The organism is Rodentibacter pneumotropicus DSM 21403 (genome assembly GCF_000379905.1).
GTDB classification, from domain to species: Bacteria; Pseudomonadota; Gammaproteobacteria; order Enterobacterales; family Pasteurellaceae; genus Rodentibacter; species Rodentibacter pneumotropicus.
On sequence record NZ_KB904041.1, the window covers coordinates 144818 to 162471 of the forward strand.

Below are 17654 nucleotides of genomic sequence, written 5' to 3' on the forward strand. Positions count from 1 at the left end.
ATCACTCTCTTATAATTGTTAAAATGTTGTGCTTGAAAATTGCAAATACTCTACACTCATTTCTTGTACTAGTAAACTAGTTCATTGGAAAATATTCAACGCTTGTTTAATGACTACTCAATACCTGAGCCGGTTGAAGTTTGGCTGCTCGACTTGCCGGGTAAAGGCTCGCCAAGAGACTTAAGACTAACGCCGCCACTAAAACTAACAAAACATCTTGCCAATGAAGCTCGCTAGGAAGAAAATCAACAAAATAGATGCCGTCCGATAGCAATTTCTTTCCAAGTAAATATTCTAAGCCCTGAATAAGCGAAGTTAAATTCAACGCTAAAATTACGCCAAGAACGATGCCTATTAAACACCCTTTCATCCCTGCTTGCAAGCCGTACCATATAAAAATTCGTTTAATAAATCCATTATTTGCACCCAGTGTGCGCATAATAGCAATATCGCCTTGTTTATCTTTTACCGCCATAATCAAAGTGGAAACAATATTGAAACAGGCGACCCCGATCACAAGTACCATGGCAATATACATCACGGTGCGAATAAGCTGAATATCACGATACATATAACCGAATTTGGCAATCCAATTTTGTGCATAAAGCTGCTGTGGATAATCGCTCAACTCGGAATAATTTAGCCCCTGAACGTTAAAAGGATCAGCCACTTTAAGCTCTACACCGGTAATTTGATCTGCCCTATACCCCAATAATTCTTGGGCTTGTGGAAGCGAAAGTAAGGCATAACTATGATCGAGCTGACCGTCTAAACGCAAAATACCGCTCACTTGAACCCGCTCACGATGAGGTTGGGATAGCTGTTCATCCCCATTTGCTTGTGAAATCAGCAAGGAAACCCAATCTCCTTCTTTGACCTCCAGCTCTTTTGCGATACCGAAACCGAGCACTAACCCGCCTTCTTTTTCAAACTGTTGCCAGCCATTCCCCTCGACAAACTTTCCTAGTGAGCTCACCTGATCTTGTGCGCTTTTATCCACTCCTTTTACCTGCACGACTTTCAGTTTACTGCCGTTTTCAACCAATGCGGTAAAACTGACGAAAGGAGAAAGTGCGGTTATTTTTTCATTCGTTTTTAAACGTACCGCGAGATTTTGCCAATGATTAATCGTTTTCTCATGACTATTTTCACTCACAATAATTTCAGCATGAGGAACTACAGCTAAAATGCGTTGATTTAATTCCCGCTCAAAACCGTTCATCGCACTCAAACCGACAATCAACACTGCCACGCCCAAAGCAATACCGATTGCCGAAAATTTGGCAATCAATGCCACCAAAGGATTTTTCTGTTTACCACGCTGATAACGCCAGCTAATAAAAAACGGGGTATTCATTTATGCGCCTTCCCTTAATACCCCATCTTGCATCGTAAGACGGCGGGATAATTTTTCTGCTAACCCCATATCATGGGTGACGAGCAAGAAAGCGATATTTTGTTCCTGATTTAAAGTTTGAATTAACTCGAAAATGCTTTCCGTTGTTTTATGATCCAAATTTCCCGTCGGTTCGTCTGCCAGCACTAAAGCGGGATGATTCACCAACGCACGGGCAATCGCGACACGTTGGCGTTCGCCCCCAGAAAGGGCAGACGGGCGATGAGAAATGCGATGGCTTAATCCTACTGCATTGAGCATTTTTTCTGCACGATCTTTCGCTTCCGTTTTATTTTGGCGACCAATTAACATCGGCATCATCACATTCTCAAGGGCTGAAAAATCCGCCATTAAATGATGGAATTGATACACAAAACCTAAATTCTGATTTCGCAATTTTGCCAATTCCGATTCAGAGACCTTTTGGAGTGATTGCCCTTTGATGAAAACTTCCCCACTACTTGGCTGATCTAAGCCGCCTAGGGTATGCAATAGCGTACTCTTTCCAGAACCGGAACTACCGACAATCGCCACCAATTCATTCGACTGCATGGCAAAAGAAATGCCTTTTAGCACTTGAGTTTGGTTATCACCTTCTTGGTAGAATTTGTTGATGTTTTTACATTCTAATAAATACTGATTCATTTTTTACTCATATTTTGGCTATATTTGAGAATACATTAATTGAAACAAACAGTGGCAACGTGAGCCGGTTTCTCTATTAAATTTTAATTATCCCTAATTAAATCGCTACTTTTCCAAAAGATTCAAATTGTGTGTTAGGAAAAAATTGCGCAAGGTAATGTTTTAAATATCGCTGTGTTTCTCCCGAAATAATCGGATCATATTCCGGATAAAGATTATATAACACGCGCAGTACATTAATATTTCGAGTTTTGCAGGCTTCCAAGCTTAACAATGTATGATTAATACTTCCGAGTTTTCCCGATGTGACCAGTACCAATGGATAACCGTGAGTTTGAATATAATCTAACGTAGTTTCCCACTTACGATAAGGAACCATCAATCCGCCGGCCCCTTCAAGCAATACATAGTCATATTTTTCTGCCAAAAGTGCGGTCGATTTTTCAATCTTTTTTACGTCAATGATCCGTCCCTCTTTTTCCGCCGCTAAATGTGGTGAACAAGGGTATTCAAAAAGGTAAGGGCAAGTCGTACCATCGAAATCATCTTCCGTCAGATCGATTTTCTGAATTTTACGATGCACTAATAAATCATCAGCAATCCCTCTACAACCGGTCTGAATCATTTTTTGTGTAATGACAGAAAATCCTTGCTCCATAAGTTCTCTGGCATAAAGCCCCGTTGCAATGGTTTTCCCCACCTCGGTATCAATACCGGAAATAAATATCACCTTGCCCATAATTTCCCTCTTTATCGTTTATATCGTGCAACGATCCATAATGGTTGATAAGTCAGCCGAACTTGGTGGTCGGATAAGGAAAAACACTGTTGGTATTGGTCAATAAATGTTTGTAATTTTTGTTTTGTCCAAGTGCCTTGTCCTGTTGCTGTCACGCCAGTTTGCTTAAGGTGTTTTAGCACATCAAGAGGAGTGGGAAAACACAATTCTTCTATTGCAGTTTCTGTGTGCAGCAATTCAAAATCCTCTTGCAGCCACTTTTTCCAATCTGACAGCTTCGGATAAGCCAATCCGATGTTTGTTAAAGAGCGAATTTCATACAAATTTTCCTGACCAAACGTTGCTATCGCCAGCAGACCATTTCGCTTTAATCCTTTTTTACAATGTTCAATAAATAATGACTGATGATGAAACCATTGTACGGCAGAGGCACTCACAATCAAATCATAGGTTCGTTTAAACGAAAAATGCTCCGCATCACCACAATAAAATGCAAAGGGTTGAGATAACTTTTCCTTTAATCGATCTTTAACATCACAAAGATCGTTAAGCATCCAGTAATTGGCACGAATATGTTGCTGTAACAGTTCGCTTAATTGCCCCGTGCCACAGCCAAGTTCTAACACATTTTCAAGTGAAGAGGTGGGTAAACCAGCCATTATGTAAGAAAGCAGCTTTTGATTAATTTTTTGCTGTATCCAAGCATGGTCATCATAGCAATCAAGGGCTTTATAAAAATGTTGCTGAATACGTTGTTTTTCAATTGGTTTTAACGCTAATTCCATAGCTGCGCCCAATGTGTTAAATGGGAAAATAAATAATGTTCCCCCTCTATCTCATTAATCTTACAGCGCATTTGCCAGTAACGTTGCTGATTTTCAGCAGAAAAAATTTTATCCTTACGCCCAATAATCGCCTTTGTCCACAAAATTAAATCCGTGCATTGATCTTGCTCAATCGCATGAAAAAGTGCGGTCAATTCTTGCTGAATTTCTTGAAATCCCCGTGCAGGTGCAGAATGATAAAATGCCAGATTAGTCTTATCACCACAAATTCTACGATCAAACTTTGCCCTTGTGGTTTCATTTAAATTATCTAGCGTGCCTTTAAAAATGCTAAAAGGAATACCAACTTGATCATCACAAGGTAAACCGGTTCCATTGACTGCCGTAGCTGATTCAAGCGGAATGCCTTGTAATGCCCTTTCTGCCACCCACACGCCCATCGACCAAGCCACAACACGAATTTTCTGATAGCGTGAAAAGTCAAAATCTAAGGAAAGATCTTGATAATCATAGCAAATCAATAAATCGTAATTTTCAGGCATCGCTAAATGAGAAACCGCAGAAATTGGCGTTCCCCAACCGGCAAAATAAACCAGCAAATTCTCAGCCTGATGATCTTCAAATTTTATTTTCATTTTTGCTTATAAATAGGTGATAAATTCTATGATTTCTTCTTTTGTCATATCTGCCGTAAGTGATAAACGTATCCGAGATGTTCCTTTTGGTACAGTCGGCGGTCGGATTGGCAAACAATAATAGCCTTGTTGTTGAAGTCTGTATGCTCTCGCCAGTGTTTCTTCATTATCACCCAAAATATAAGGCACTATACAAGTCGAACTTGGCATATTCCCCGTTCGATGTGCGACTTCATTACGCAAAAAAGCACTTAATTCATTTAGGTGTTGTCTTTTTTGCTGAAATTGTGGCAATTTTTCAAAGAGAAAATAAGTCCACGCCACATTAAGTGGAGGTAACGCTGTCGAAAAAATCAATGGGCGCATTTGGTTAATTAAGATCTCTTTTATCACTTGATCACAGATCACATAAGCGCCCATTGAAGCCAATGCTTTGCCAAAAGTCCCAACCAATAAATCAATATCGGCAATCACTCCGGCTTGTTCTGCAATACCTAAACCCTTTTCGCCATAAACACCAATGGCGTGTGCTTCATCCACATAGAGATAAACATTAGGAAATTGTTTTTTCAATTTGACTAATTCCACTAAATCTGCCACATCGCCATCCATACTAAAAACAGACTCAGTAACGATAAAAGTGCGGTCAAATTTATCGGCGTTTTTTTCTAAAAGTTGTCGTAGATGATCATAATCATGATGACGATAACGAAAAAATTTGCACTGACTTAATCGGATTCCATCAATAATGCTGGCATGTATCAGTTTATCCGCCAAGATTAAACTTTTAGAGGTGGTTAATGCCGGTAAAATACCCAGATTAGCATGATAGCCACTGTTAAATAATAGACAGCTTTCTCGTTGAAACTGGCGGGCAATAAGCTGTTCAAGATCGTTATAAATGGGAAAATTCCCCGTTAATAAACGGGATGATGAGCTGGTTAGCGCAGGCAAGTCCTTACCATATTGCTGAAAAAAAACACGCTGTAAGCTTTCATTTGATGCCAATCCGAGATAATCATTAGAAGACATATTCAACATACGTTGATTGTCCCGTTCAATATAGCGTCCATGATGTGTTAAGTAAGGAATTGAACGATATTGATTCATGCTTTTTAGATAGGCTAATTGCTTTTGGAAATATTCCATTTTCTTCCTTATTTCTCATATTCCTGCATTAAGGCATTAATCATCCCTTGTGTAAGCTGGGTTAATTCTTCATCTTGAATAATAAAAGGCGGCATCATATAAACCAATTTCCCAAAAGGGCGAATCCACACGCCATTTTCCACAAAACGTGGAACAAGGGTTTTCATATTCACCTCATCGTGCATTTCGACGACACCGATTGCACCCAATACTCTTACATTTTTAACGTAATGTTTCTCTGCTAATGGCGAAAGCTGTTGATGTAATATTTTTTCAATATGCTGAATTCTCGATTGCCATGGGCTTTCCAACAATAAACGAATGGATTCGGCAGCAATCGCGCAAGCCAAAGGATTTGCCATAAAAGTCGGACCATGCATAAAACATTTTGCTTCGCCACTGCATATTACCCTAGCAATGGTTTCTGTTGTTATGGCTGCCGATAAGGTTAAATAACCTCCTGTCAACGCTTTGCCAATACACATAATATCAGGGGAAATCCCCGCATGCTCTGCGGCAAATAATTTACCGGTACGTCCAAAACCGGTTGCAATTTCATCGAAAATCAACAGGACACCGTATTCACGACATAACTCCTGCGCTTTGACAAGGTATTCCGGTGAATAAAAATACATTCCCCCCGCCCCTTGCACTACCGGCTCTAAAATTAAGGCGGCAATTTCTTGATGATGTGTTTGTAGTAAATTGGCAAGAGGGGCAATGGCACGATCATCCCACGGCTCATAAAATGTGACGGAAGGTTGAGGCAAAAAATATTGAACAGGCAAACTGTGATGAAATAAATGATGCATACCGGTTATTGGATCACAAACCGACATCGCATTCCAAGTATCTCCATGATAACCGGAACGAATTGTGGCAAATTTTTGTCGCTGTGGCTCACCCTTCGCATATTGATATTGAATAGCCATTTTCATTGCCACTTCAACGGCTACCGAACCACTATCGGCGAAAAAGATTTTATCCAGTCCCGCCGGTAATATCTTTACCAATAGTTGCGCCAATTCTACCGCCGGTGCATGGGTAAAACCACCAAACATAATATGGCTCATCTGGGCTAATTGATTTTTTGCGGCGGCATTTAAACGCGGGTGATTATAACCGTGTAATGCAGCCCACCAAGAGGACATTCCATCGATTAAGGTTTGCCCGTTCTTGAGTGTAATCTTCACACCATTAGCACAATCTACCGCATACAGGGGCATATCCGAATAAATTGAAGAATACGGGTGCCAAATATGCTGATGATCAAAAGCCAAAAGTTGTTGTTCGTTCATCATTTCATCCTTTATCTATCATTATGAAGATTGCTATTCATATCTCAAGGCTTCCGCCGGCTCGGTTTTTGCCGCACGATAAGCCGGATAAATAGTTGATAATAAAGATAATAAAAGGGAGAACGCAATGACAAGGCAAATTTGCCAAGGCTCTAGAGCTGTGGGTAAAAAAACAGCGTTCGGATTGACCGCACTTATGATCTCTGTCAGATTTAATGTGATCGATATGCCCAATATCGCCCCAATCAACGTGCCGACCAATCCCACCAATAACCCTTGGTAAATGAATACCGAACGCACTTTCGATTTCGTTAATCCTTGAGTTTGCAAAATGGCGATTTCCCCTTGTTTATCCACCACCATTAGGCTCAAAGAGGTAACAATATTGGAAATTGCCACCACAATGATCAGGCTAATCAATAACCCCATCATATTTTTTTCCATACGCACGGCTTGAAAAAATTCGCCTTTTTGCACACGCCAATCGGTGATTTGTTGCTGAGGAAAATAAGCGGGCAATTCAGTAATTAAAAAAGGATCGGACAAGAATAAGCGATAGCCCTGTGCTTGTTCCGGTTGAATACGCATTAATCGCCCAATATCCGATAAATTGGCAAAGGCTTGGTAACCGGATGCTTCGCTATAATCAAAATAAATTTCACTTACTGTAAATAGACGCTGCATTGGCACGCGTCCAAAGGGAGTGTATTGGCTATTTTCCGTAATCATTAAACGAATTTTATCGCCAATATTCACACCCAGCTTTTGTGCCAACTGATGACCAATCACCAGTTTAAATTCACCTGCCGGCAATAACGTTTCAAAAGGAACGCGATCTTGCGTTTCCAATAAAGGATCATCGGAAAAGGACTGTACGCCTATTACCTGCCCTGCACTCACCCCTTTGGAAGTTTGATAAATCACTTTTGTGGTGTTAATCGGCACCGCTTTTTGCACAAAGTGCGGTAGATTTTCTAACGGTTTTTTTGTGGAAATCGGTTGTTCTTGACTGATAATCGCATGCGGAATGGAGGAAAGCACTTGTTGCTTTTGATACCCCTCCAGTCCATTCATCACCGAAAGTACGATAATCAGTGCCATCACACCTAAAACAATGCCCAAACTGGCGAGGCTCGTCACTAATCGCCCAAAGCGATCCGCACTTTTCGCCCGCCAATAACGTAAGGCAATATAAAGAGAAATGGGTAAATTCATATTACTTTTGGTTCAATTGCACCACAAAATCTTCCATATTTTGCGTTACTTTTTTCACTAATGTCGTCACCGCACTATCACTTGCCCATGCAATATGAGGAGTAATAATTAAGTTTGGCATGGTTTTTGCTGCAAGAATCAACGGATTGTCTTTTTCCGGTGGTTCTTTAATCATCACATCTAACGCAGCACCGCCCAGATGTCCGCTTGTTAATGCATTCAATAAAGCGGTTTCATCCACTAAAGGTCCACGTCCTGTGTTGATTAAAAATGCCCCTTTTTTCATTTGTGACAGGGTTTCCGCATTGATTAAATTTTCTGTTGTTTTAGTCAATGGACAATGTAAAGTGACGATATCTGCTTGCTTTAACACTTCATAAAAAGGTGCGTACCCCTCACGGCAGGTTGTGGCATCTTTATGTTCCGCATAAAGCACATTCATTCCCAATGCTTGTGCCAAACGCCCTACTTCCGAACCTAAACAACCTTTTCCAAACACACCAAGGGTAGAACCCCGTACATCGGTAATCGGATAATCAAAGTAACAAAACTGTTGGCTTTCCCCCCATTTTGCAGATGTTTGATCACGCAACCAACCGGCAAGACTATGTTTCAAGGAGAAAATCAGCCCCATCACGTGTTCCGGCACGGTTACGCTTGAATAGCCTGTCACATTTTTGACTTCAATCCCTAATTCTTTTGCTGCAATTAAGTCAATGTTATTGGTACCTGTTGCGGTAATCGCAATGAGTTTAAGTTTTGGTAATTGCTCGAGTGTTTTGCGATCAAAAATCACTTTACTGGTAATGACAATATCTGCATTTTTCGCCCGTTCGATGGTTTGATCTGCAGAGGTGTGAGGGTATTCAATCCATTTATGCTCAAAATTTGGGCGAGGAATAGGAATGTGTTTTGGAATAGCAGTACTGTCTAAAAATACGATTTGCATAATGTTCTCCTTTTTTGCTTAAAAAAGCGCGGTCAAAAATATTCGTGTTTTTAACCGCACCTGACCATTAAATTGACGTATCCAATTCAGGGAAAGATTTGACTAAATCGTCAATGGCTTTCATTTGTGAGACAAAACCTTCCAAAGCAGACAACGGTAAGGCTGATGGACCATCACATTTTGCTTGATTCGGATTCGGATGCGCTTCTAAAAATAAACCGGCAAGCCCCACCGCTAAACCTGAACGAGCAAGCTCCGTCACTTGCTCACGGCGACCGCCCGATGCCGCACCAAACGGATCACGACATTGTAGTGAATGGGTTACATCAAAAATCACAGGATTACCTTTTGATACTTTTTTCATCACGCCGAAACCAAGCATATCAACGATTAAATTATCATAGCCAAAATTTGTCCCGCGATCGCAAAGAATAACTTTATCATTACCACATTCTTCGATTTTTTCCACAATATTTCCCATTTGACCCGGACTTAAAAACTGTGGTTTTTTCACATTAATCACCGCTCCTGTACGCGCCATGGCTTCCACCAGATCCGTTTGACGGGCTAAAAATGCAGGGAGCTGGATCACATCTACCACGTCCGCCACCGGCTGGCATTGATAAATTTCATGAACATCTGTGATGATTCTCACCCCAAATGTAGTTTTTAATTCTTGGAAAATTTTTAAGCCTTCTTCCATACCCGGTCCACGGTATGAGTGAATAGATGAACGATTGGCTTTGTCAAAAGAGGCTTTAAATACATAAGGTACATTGAGTTTTTCGGTTACTTTCACATAGGCTTCACACACTTGCATTGCCATATCACGACTTTCAAGTACATTCATTCCGCCAAAAAGTACAAAAGGTTTGTCATTTGCCACCTCAATGTGACCAATTTTTACAAGTTTATTTTGCATAGGTTTTCCTTTATTAATGAATAGCGTGAGGAGCTTGCTCAAGCTCATTTTTAAGTTCTGAAAGTTGTGTGCGAATTAATGTTGAGGTTGGATCTTGAGGACATTTATCAACAAAATATTCTAAATCTTTCAACGCTACAGGATATGCGCCCATTTGCGCTAATACCAAACCACGATCACGGATATTGTATGGATCATTAGAGCGATGAACCAGTGATTCAATATAACGAAATGCCATATCATTGTGTTCTTCTCGAATTAAAGCGTTTTTGGCAAGCTGTTCAAAGCGAGAAAAAAGAAGTGGAAGATCTGCCCGCTCAAGTTCTTCGGGCTGAATTTTTGCCCCAAAGCCAAATGCGCCCTCATAAAACTGCTGTAATTTTTCTAGAGAAATATAGCTCCCATTCCAAGGATCGATAAATGCCACCCTAGTATCAACTTCAGCACGTAAAATCAGTTGGGTTGGAAAATTGACAGGATAAATCGGTAAATCTAAGGCTTCCGCAAGGTATAAAATAATTGCACCGAGACTTACCGGCATCCCTTCCCGATATTCTAAGACATAAGGCAAATATAGATTTCTTGAGCGAAAATAACTATTTGGATCGCAACGAAAGCCCCACTCCCGATAAACCATCTGTAATAAACGATTAATACGATCTTCTACTGACCAATCCGGTGAAATTTCACAGCGCGCCCTACGTACGAGAGCCCCCATTTTTCCTCGAATGCTAATCTTTGATTCCTCATAATCATCAGAAATAATATGATAAAAACTGACAAATTGATCGTATAACGCTCGTTTATTATATTTCATGACTTTTCCAAAAACCGTATGTAACGCGCTCATTGTCGCCATAATCACGCACAGTTGCAATCTTTTCCCAATGATTTTCCGCAAAAATTGACCGCACTTTTTCGCCTTGTTGCCAGCCATGTTCCAACAACAATGCGCCGCCCTCATTTAAATAAGTGGGAGTTTGTTCGATAATATGGCGTAAGTCACCATAACCTTGTTCAGTTGCCACTAAAGCAGAAAGGGGTTCAAAACGCACATCGCCTTGGCTTAAATGTTTATCTTTTTCGTCAATATAAGGCGGATTGCTCACAATCAAATCAAACTTTCCTTCTACATTTTCAAACCATTGACTTTGAAAAAATACAACATTGAGCTGATTTTTCTCCGCATTGAATTTTGCCAATTCTACCGCATTGGGTATCAAATCTACTCCGCTAATGCTTAATGCGATATGCTGTTTTTTACAAATTGGCGTTAATTCTGATGCCAAGGCTAAAGCGATTGCTCCAGTCCCAGTACCAAGATCCAGTACTCTAAAGTGCGGTGGATTTTTTTGTAGTTTTCCCCTTGCAATCACCAAGGCTTTTTCCACTAAAATTTCCGTATCAGGGCGGGGGATTAAGGTACTTTCAGCAACATTTAGTGATAATGACCAAAATTCTTTTTCACCCAAAATGTAGGCGATGGGTTCACCTTTTAAACGACGAGCCAAAAGTGCGGTTAAATTTGACCGCACTTTTTCATCAATCTCCGTTTCATCAAAAGCTAAAATTTGTGTTCTAGATTTGCCTGTAGCAAATTGTAATAACACCAAGGCATCAGTTTTGCCATTCTCTTGCGGGTTGGCTTGATTTAAGGCTTTCGCTGCCCGTACCAGCCATTGTCTATAATTCATTATTTTTTATCTTGAACAACCTGAGTACCAATGATTAAATCCGTTAAAGAACGGCGATCATCACGCACGAGTGCCACAATCCCACTGATAAAAATTAAAAAGCTCATCCATGTCAGTAAAAGATCGATGAGTTCACGCCCAATATATTTGCCAAACACGACCGGTTGTTGGGTTTGATAATCAAAAACACGTAAACCTAGCCAACGTTTCGCAATAGTTTGTCCATAAGTTTTCATAAAATAGATTTGTAAACCCAGATAAAGCAGAATAGACAACAAGCCGGTAAAATCCCCAAACATTAAACCGACTACTGACATAATCCATAAAAGTACGCCATTAATCATACTTGCAAGCCAACGTTTAAAACGGCTGGCAGGCTGTGGAGACAAGAATTGAAAGCCTTGCGAAAACTCGCTTTCTTTTGGATTTTCAACGAACATTTTATTTCTCCCTTAAAGTAAAAAAGAGCATCTGAGATCAGATGCCCTAATCGTTAATTCGTTTCAGATAATGCCGCCAACTGATCCGCTTGATATTCGGTGATAATCGGCTGAATCAGTTCATCGATTTTACCGTTCATCACTTCGTCTAAACGATAAATGGTTAAATTGATACGATGATCGGTAACCCGCCCTTGCGGATAATTATAGGTACGGATTTTATCCGAGCGATCGCCCGAACCTAATAGGTTACGGCGCATATCCGTTTGCTCTGCGGCTTGGCGTTCTTGTTCCGCTTGCACAATGCGTGATGCCAACACCGACATCGCTTTAGCTTTATTTTTATGCTGTGAGCGTTCATCCTGACATTCCACCACTATCCCCGTTGGAATGTGGGTGATTCGTACCGCAGAATCAGTGGTATTGACGTGCTGCCCCCCTGCTCCCGATGAACGATAGGTATCAATACGCAAATCTGCAGGATTGATTTCCGGCATTTCCGATTCCGGCAATTCCGGCATTACCGCAACGGTACAAGCAGAAGTATGAATACGGCCTTGAGATTCGGTTTTCGGTACACGTTGTACACGATGACCGCCCGATTCAAATTTTAACTGACCGTACACGCCATCACCGCTGACTTTTACAATCACTTCTTTATAGCCACCTTGCTCACTTTCGTTAGCACTTAAAATCTCGACACGCCAACGTTTACTCTCGGCATAGCGACTATACATCCGGAATAAATCGCCTGCAAAAATTCCCGCTTCATCGCCACCTGTTCCGGCACGAATTTCCAAATAGCAGTTATATTCATCATTCGGATCTTTTGGCAACAAGAGGATTTGAAGTTGTTGTTCCACTTCTTCAATTTCTGCTTTGGATTCTTCAATTTCCATTTGTGCCATTTCTTTCATTTCAGGATCATCTAACAACATTTCCGCTTCTTCAATGTTGCTATTAAGCTGCGTCCAACGGTGAAAACATTTCACTACATCTTCAAGCTGTGCATATTCTTTGGAATAGGCACGAAATTTATCCTGATCACTAATGACTGAAGCATCGCCCAGCAACGCTTCCAATTCTTCATAACGTTCTTTTAAACTTTCAAGTTTTACAATAATCGATTCTTTCATTTTCTTTTATATTTCAAACCGCTAATAAAATCAGCGTATTCTAGCTGATTTTAGGAAAAATTTACAGTGTGGAAAGTGCGGTCACAAAAAACAAAGTTTTTTAAACGTTGGCTTTGCCAACGGTGGAGAAACCATAAATAATCACATCAGTGATTATGCATAAAATCAACCGCACTTTTAAATTAGGCTCACATCAAATTTACTCAAGTCAATGCGATCTTCCGTACCATAAAATTTGGCTAAGGCTTTGCGCAATGTTTCCGCCCGTTTTGGTAACCCTTTTTGTGCATAGATTTTTACTTGCTCATAGACGGCTTGTTTGAAAGGTTGGGTATCACCGGGATTACCGTTAAGATTATCTGCGCTGGCAAAATAACGAAAACCTGCTGCGGTGGCAAGAATCCACTCTAAGGCTTGAGGTTTGACTTCCACTTTCTCAAAATCACGTTGGCGCTCCTCTGAGCGACCATCCGGCTCATACCAATAACCAAAATCTTCCAATTTACGGCGTTCTTTGCCGGCAACCAACCAATGGGCGATTTCGTGTAATGCACTGCTATAAAAACCACGTGCAAAATAAATCGCATGGTACGGCACATTTTCATTTGCCGGAATGTAAATAGGTTCTTCGCCCCCTTTAACAAGACGGGTATTATATTCTTGTTCAAAACATTGATTAAAAATTGCGATGATATCATCAAGTTGATGTTCCATTACTTCTCCAGCATATATCCCATAAAAGGGGGCGAATTATATCACCAAAGGCTCATTTGCTCATGTTTATTTTCTTCGGGTAAATTAACGTGTAAGCCAATTAATCGCACCGATCTTCTCTTGCTACGTTGCCAAATTTGCCTTAGTAGATGCTGAAATCCTGATAACGATAATGGCAAGCCTGTTTTTTCTAAAGTGGTCACTTGAAAGTCCTCAAATTTAAGTTTTACCCCTATTTTACGAAAAGCAGATAACGGCGTATTTGGCACGCTACGTTCAAGACGCTGAATGAGTTCAGCATAAAGCTTATCCAGCAAGACTATTCCTTGTTCCAGATGATGAATATTTTCCACCAAGGTACGTTCTACGCCTACAGATTTACGTTCACGATGAGGCTGTACTTCCCGTTCATCAATGCCATGGCTAAAATCCCAAATTCGTTTGCCTATTTTGCCAAATTGATTGAGTAATATTGTTTGATCTAATTTCTGCACATCCCCACAGTGTTCCAATCCCATCTCTAATAAACGTTGTGATGTTACCTTTCCCACCCCAGGAATTTTTTTCAAAGGTAGGGCTTTCACAAATTCATCCACATCACTCGGCTTTATCACAAATTGCCCATTGGGTTTATTCATATCAGAGGCAACTTTAGCAAGAAATTTAAGCGGTGCAATACCGGCTGAAGCGGTTAATTTCAATTCATCAAAAATCGCGTGGCGTATTTCTTTTGCAATCAAAGTCGCTGATCCTGAACATTTTTTGCAATCAGTCACATCCAGATAGGCTTCATCTAAGGAAAGAGGCTCAATAATATCGGTATAACGGCGAAAAATCTGATGAATTTGCGCTGAAACCTGTTTATACAAAGGCATATTCACCGGCACGAGAATGAGATTTGGGCATTTCTTCACCGCCTGTGCGGTTGGCATTGCACTATGTAAACCAAATTTTCTCGCTTCATAATTGCATGTTGTTAAAACCCCACGCTGGCGGGAACTTCCCCCCACGGCAACAGGTTTTCCTTGTAAAGAGGGATTATCACGAATCTCTACCGAAGCATAAAAACAATCCATATCAATATGAATAATTTTGCGGGCGAAAAACATAAATCAAAGTGCGGTTAAAAATACAGGTGTTTAGTATAGCGATAACAAAACCACTGTTCAACTATACATATAAAATAAAAAATAAGCCTGCATATCGGCAGGCTTAAATTAAGAGAGAAATTATTGAGGTATATGGTAATTCTCGGCAACTCAGCTAAAAAAGCGCCACAAATCTTAACGTTCGTGAAGTTCCTTTTTATCATTAAATCGAACAACACGATCGATTGAATAAACATCAATTTTAGATTGTGAATCTGTAAAAATAGGTCTAAATTTTTCTTCAATTTGTACGAACGGAATTTGTAAATTAATTGTGATTGATTTACTCGGCATTAAAGTCGTCTCTAATTCCAGCTGCATATTTTGGCTATAAATAATCTCACGTTTACTCACATAAGCGCTTATCCACTGAATATTTGAAATGGGCTTATTTCCGGTATTTGTCACCACATATTTAAACACCACCAACGCTTGGCCATTGTTATCTATCATTAATTGACGATCTTCAACGTCAATCGAAACAGCTTGTGCAATAGCATTCACCTCAGCGGCAGTCTCTTTTTTACTCATTATTTTTGATGCCGCCTTTGTGGGCGCAGCAAATGTATTCATAGCAAAAAATAGCGATGCCATTGAAACAGCGATGAAAGGTTTTAAATTTTTCATTTTGTTTTTCCTTTAATAAAAAATGGTCGAATTCTAACCTAATACAGAGGGTTAATAAATAGATTCTTTTATTCGGTTCTTTTTTTTGCTACACTTGCTGACGTTTTGGGGCTGATTCTGGATTCGACGGGATTAGCAAAGCCCAAGGTGCACGTCGAGGTGCGGTAGGCCTCGTAAATAAACCGCAAAAAAATAGTCGCAAACGACGAACAATACGCTTTAGCAGCTTAATAACCTGCATTTAGCCTTCGCGCCCCAGCTTCCGCTCGTAAGACGGGGATAACGCGGAGTCAAACCAAAACGAGATCGTGTGGAAGCCGCTGTTTGAGGATCGAAGCATTAAATTAAACCAAACTAATTTAAGTTTAGCGTGTCCGTCCGCATGCTTAAGTGAAACTAAAGACCGACTAAACGTGTAGTACTGAAGGTAGAGTAATTTCGGACGCGGGTTCAACTCCCGCCAGCTCCACCAAATTGAAATCTAACACAATCCAATAAAAACCGATAAAGCCTTGAAATTACTTACTTCAAGGCTTTTTTATTGTCCAATGCGAGCCAATGAGATATTACTAAATCCTTGAGTTTTAGTAGTACGTTTAGTAGGATCTTACTACCAAGGCAAAAAAAGCGTACTACTAAAAACGCTGAAAGCCTTATAAATACTGGCTTTATCTTAGTTTTAATCGTATTACTAAGAAGTAACTAAGAAATGACTAATTACGACTAAATACAGGCAAGAACCCAATAAATAAAGGCTTGAGCTTGTTTTAAGGCGTACTACTAAAAAGTCGGTTCGTACTACTAAAAAATAAGCGTACTACTATGGCACGTACTACTAAACCACTCTCAAACACTCAAATAGAAAAGGCAAAGCCGAAAGAGAAAGACTACACCCTATCAGATGGGCAAGGGCTTTATTTATTGATTAAGCCCACTGGGGCGAAACTATGGCGGTTTAATTATTACAAGCCTATCACCAAGAAACGCACTGAAATTAGTTTAGGTGCATTCCCGACCGTTCAATTAGCAGAGGTACGGGCAATTCGTGAAGAATATCGGGCATTGTTGGCGCAAGGTATCGACCCACAGATCCACCATCAACAGAAACTACAAGCCAAGCTAGATGATTTTAATAATACCTATGAATCTATCGCTTGGGCATGGTTCGAGTATCGCAAAACCAAAAAGAACTTTTCGCTTGATTATCAAAAAGACGTAGAAAGCCTCATTAAACGCAATCTACTCCCCCACTTTGGGAGCTTGCCTATTTCTCAAATTACCGCCCCTTTAGCCTTAAAAGCCTTTAAGCAATATCAAGACGAAGGCAAATTAGAGAAACTCAAACGCACGATTCAAAAACACAACGAGATAATGACCTACGCCCTACACCGTGATATTATATCGGTGAACCCTACTGCCAATATTTCAAAAGAGTTTGATAGCCCCACAGTCGAACATTTCAAAACCATCAAGCCGGAAGACTTAAGCGAATTTATTTACACCCTAAATCACGCTCAAATTCACTTACAGACACGTTATTTAATCCTATGGCAACTTCTCACCATGACACGTCCAAATGAGGCGGCAACGGCACGCTATGAGGACATAGACGAAACCACAAAACTATGGACGATTTACATTCAAAAAGGCATCAAAGAAAGCGATAAGGGGCGCATTCATAAAATAACCCTGTCACGCCAAGCCCTCGCCTTACTGCGAGAAATCAAGAAATTGAGCGGTGGGAAAACCTATCTATTCCCCAGTGTGAAAAATCCCCAAACCCACGTAAACACACAAACCGCAAATGCGGCAATTAAGCGAATGGGCTATGCCGGCAAGCTGGTGGCGCACGGTTTACGCAGCATTGCCAGCACTTACCTTAATGAGCAAGGCTACGATAGCGAATTAATCGAGGTGGCGTTATCGCATATGAAATCAGACCGGATAAAAGCCGCTTATGACCGTGGCGAACGATTAGAGCAACGATTCAAATTACTGCAGGTATGGGGCGATTTTATTGAGGAATGTTCTCAAGGTGCATTGCCTAAACATCATTTACAAATGGTTGTTTAAATCTGAAATAAAGTGCGGTCAAATTTCACCGCACTTTTTCTTTTGACTGGATATAATAACAGGTTATAATCTATTCCAATCTGATATTA

Annotated in this window: 18 protein-coding genes and 1 other RNA gene; 2 read left to right on the forward strand and 17 right to left on the reverse strand. The window is 40.4% G+C overall.

All coding sequences use genetic code 11. From position 1 onward, the window contains the following. Window positions 1-106: 106 nt before the first annotated feature. From lolE to A3GE_RS0102255, 17 genes are all read right to left on the reverse strand, one after another. Window positions 107-1357 carry a lipoprotein-releasing ABC transporter permease subunit LolE gene (gene lolE, locus A3GE_RS0102175; RefSeq protein WP_018355644.1) on the reverse strand — a complete coding sequence of 417 codons (1251 nt, stop codon included), beginning with the start codon at window positions 1355-1357 and terminating at the stop codon, window positions 107-109. After that, window positions 1358-2041 (reverse strand): lipoprotein-releasing ABC transporter ATP-binding protein LolD, encoded by a 684-nt coding sequence (gene lolD, locus A3GE_RS0102180; RefSeq protein ID WP_018355645.1) that lies wholly within the window; start codon window positions 2039-2041, stop codon window positions 1358-1360. Window positions 2042-2138: 97 nt separating this feature from the next. Further along, the gene (bioD, locus tag A3GE_RS0102185; RefSeq protein WP_018355646.1) at window positions 2139-2780 is read right to left on the reverse strand and encodes a dethiobiotin synthase; all 642 of its coding nucleotides are present in this window, start codon (window positions 2778-2780) and stop codon (window positions 2139-2141) included. Window positions 2781-2791: 11 nt separating this feature from the next. Then, window positions 2792-3565, reverse strand: a complete 774-nt coding sequence (gene bioC / locus A3GE_RS0102190) for a malonyl-ACP O-methyltransferase BioC (protein WP_018355647.1) — start codon at window positions 3563-3565, stop codon at window positions 2792-2794. Then, complete coding sequence (locus tag A3GE_RS0102195; protein WP_018355648.1) at window positions 3556-4200, reverse strand: pimeloyl-ACP methyl esterase BioG family protein; 645 nt, start codon at window positions 4198-4200, stop codon at window positions 3556-3558. Before A3GE_RS0102195 ends, bioC begins: the two co-directional genes overlap by 10 nt. 6 nt (window positions 4201-4206) lie before the next feature. Beyond that, window positions 4207-5349, reverse strand: coding sequence for an 8-amino-7-oxononanoate synthase (bioF, locus tag A3GE_RS0102200; RefSeq protein WP_018355649.1), 1143 nt, complete (start codon window positions 5347-5349; stop codon window positions 4207-4209). An 8-nt stretch (window positions 5350-5357) separates the two neighbouring features. Then, a complete protein-coding gene (gene bioA, locus A3GE_RS0102205) occupies window positions 5358-6647 on the reverse strand; it encodes an adenosylmethionine--8-amino-7-oxononanoate transaminase (protein ID WP_018355650.1) in 1290 nt (429 codons plus the stop codon). Window positions 6648-6680: 33 nt separating this feature from the next. Then, the gene (locus A3GE_RS0102210; protein ID WP_018355651.1) at window positions 6681-7862 is read right to left on the reverse strand and encodes a lipoprotein-releasing ABC transporter permease subunit; all 1182 of its coding nucleotides are present in this window, start codon (window positions 7860-7862) and stop codon (window positions 6681-6683) included. A 1-nt stretch (window position 7863) separates the two neighbouring features. Beyond that, window positions 7864-8811: a 2-hydroxyacid dehydrogenase gene (locus A3GE_RS0102215; protein WP_018355652.1), complete on the reverse strand. Its 948-nt coding sequence runs from the start codon at window positions 8809-8811 to the stop codon at window positions 7864-7866. Window positions 8812-8878: 67 nt separating this feature from the next. Further along, window positions 8879-9733, reverse strand: a complete 855-nt coding sequence (gene kdsA, locus A3GE_RS0102220; RefSeq protein ID WP_018355653.1) for a 3-deoxy-8-phosphooctulonate synthase — start codon at window positions 9731-9733, stop codon at window positions 8879-8881. 13 nt (window positions 9734-9746) lie between these two features. After that, window positions 9747-10550: a SirB1 family protein gene (locus A3GE_RS0102225; RefSeq protein WP_018355654.1), complete on the reverse strand. Its 804-nt coding sequence runs from the start codon at window positions 10548-10550 to the stop codon at window positions 9747-9749. After that, complete coding sequence (gene prmC, locus A3GE_RS0102230) at window positions 10540-11427, reverse strand: peptide chain release factor N(5)-glutamine methyltransferase (RefSeq protein ID WP_018355655.1); 888 nt, start codon at window positions 11425-11427, stop codon at window positions 10540-10542. The genes A3GE_RS0102225 and prmC overlap by 11 nt, the downstream gene beginning before the upstream one ends. Beyond that, window positions 11427-11867 carry an RDD family protein gene (locus A3GE_RS0102235; protein WP_018355656.1) on the reverse strand — a complete coding sequence of 147 codons (441 nt, stop codon included), beginning with the start codon at window positions 11865-11867 and terminating at the stop codon, window positions 11427-11429. The genes prmC and A3GE_RS0102235 overlap by 1 nt, the downstream gene beginning before the upstream one ends. Before the next feature lie 53 nt (window positions 11868-11920). After that, on the reverse strand, window positions 11921-13003 hold the full coding sequence (gene prfA / locus A3GE_RS0102240; protein WP_018355657.1) for a peptide chain release factor 1: 1083 nt from the start codon (window positions 13001-13003) through the stop codon (window positions 11921-11923). Window positions 13004-13180: 177 nt separating this feature from the next. Further along, window positions 13181-13717 (reverse strand): elongation factor P hydroxylase, encoded by a 537-nt coding sequence (locus tag A3GE_RS0102245; protein WP_018355658.1) that lies wholly within the window; start codon window positions 13715-13717, stop codon window positions 13181-13183. Between the two features lie 41 nt (window positions 13718-13758). Then, entirely contained in the window at window positions 13759-14826 is a 1068-nt protein-coding gene (gene dinB, locus A3GE_RS0102250; protein WP_018355659.1) for a DNA polymerase IV, read from the reverse strand. Window positions 14827-15000: 174 nt separating this feature from the next. After that, on the reverse strand, window positions 15001-15492 hold the full coding sequence (locus A3GE_RS0102255) for a hypothetical protein (RefSeq protein ID WP_018355660.1): 492 nt from the start codon (window positions 15490-15492) through the stop codon (window positions 15001-15003). Window positions 15493-15599: 107 nt separating this feature from the next. On the opposite strand from A3GE_RS0102255, the gene ssrA reads away from it, so the two are divergent. Then, window positions 15600-15964, forward strand: a transfer-messenger RNA (tmRNA) gene (gene ssrA, locus A3GE_RS11660). A 350-nt stretch (window positions 15965-16314) separates the two neighbouring features. After that, the gene (locus A3GE_RS0102260) at window positions 16315-17565 is read left to right on the forward strand and encodes an integrase arm-type DNA-binding domain-containing protein (protein WP_018355661.1); all 1251 of its coding nucleotides are present in this window, start codon (window positions 16315-16317) and stop codon (window positions 17563-17565) included. Window positions 17566-17654: the final 89 nt, after the last annotated feature.

Coding starts and splice junctions, on each gene's coding strand:
- lolE (WP_018355644.1), bottom strand. CDS start 1,357: ATGAATACCCCGTTTTTTATTAGCTGGCGTTATCAGCGTGGTAAACAG.
- lolD (WP_018355645.1), bottom strand. CDS start 2,041: ATGAATCAGTATTTATTAGAATGTAAAAACATCAACAAATTCTACCAA.
- bioD (WP_018355646.1), bottom strand. CDS start 2,780: ATGGGCAAGGTGATATTTATTTCCGGTATTGATACCGAGGTGGGGAAA.
- bioC (WP_018355647.1), bottom strand. CDS start 3,565: ATGGAATTAGCGTTAAAACCAATTGAAAAACAACGTATTCAGCAACAT.
- A3GE_RS0102195 (WP_018355648.1), bottom strand. CDS start 4,200: ATGAAAATAAAATTTGAAGATCATCAGGCTGAGAATTTGCTGGTTTAT.
- bioF (WP_018355649.1), bottom strand. CDS start 5,349: ATGGAATATTTCCAAAAGCAATTAGCCTATCTAAAAAGCATGAATCAA.
- bioA (WP_018355650.1), bottom strand. CDS start 6,647: ATGAACGAACAACAACTTTTGGCTTTTGATCATCAGCATATTTGGCAC.
- A3GE_RS0102210 (WP_018355651.1), bottom strand. CDS start 7,862: ATGAATTTACCCATTTCTCTTTATATTGCCTTACGTTATTGGCGGGCG.
- A3GE_RS0102215 (WP_018355652.1), bottom strand. CDS start 8,811: ATGCAAATCGTATTTTTAGACAGTACTGCTATTCCAAAACACATTCCT.
- kdsA (WP_018355653.1), bottom strand. CDS start 9,733: ATGCAAAATAAACTTGTAAAAATTGGTCACATTGAGGTGGCAAATGAC.
- A3GE_RS0102225 (WP_018355654.1), bottom strand. CDS start 10,550: ATGAAATATAATAAACGAGCGTTATACGATCAATTTGTCAGTTTTTAT.
- prmC (WP_018355655.1), bottom strand. CDS start 11,427: ATGAATTATAGACAATGGCTGGTACGGGCAGCGAAAGCCTTAAATCAA.
- A3GE_RS0102235 (WP_018355656.1), bottom strand. CDS start 11,867: ATGTTCGTTGAAAATCCAAAAGAAAGCGAGTTTTCGCAAGGCTTTCAA.
- prfA (WP_018355657.1), bottom strand. CDS start 13,003: ATGAAAGAATCGATTATTGTAAAACTTGAAAGTTTAAAAGAACGTTAT.
- A3GE_RS0102245 (WP_018355658.1), bottom strand. CDS start 13,717: ATGGAACATCAACTTGATGATATCATCGCAATTTTTAATCAATGTTTT.
- dinB (WP_018355659.1), bottom strand. CDS start 14,826: ATGTTTTTCGCCCGCAAAATTATTCATATTGATATGGATTGTTTTTAT.
- A3GE_RS0102255 (WP_018355660.1), bottom strand. CDS start 15,492: ATGAAAAATTTAAAACCTTTCATCGCTGTTTCAATGGCATCGCTATTT.
- A3GE_RS0102260 (WP_018355661.1), top strand. CDS start 16,315: ATGGCACGTACTACTAAACCACTCTCAAACACTCAAATAGAAAAGGCA.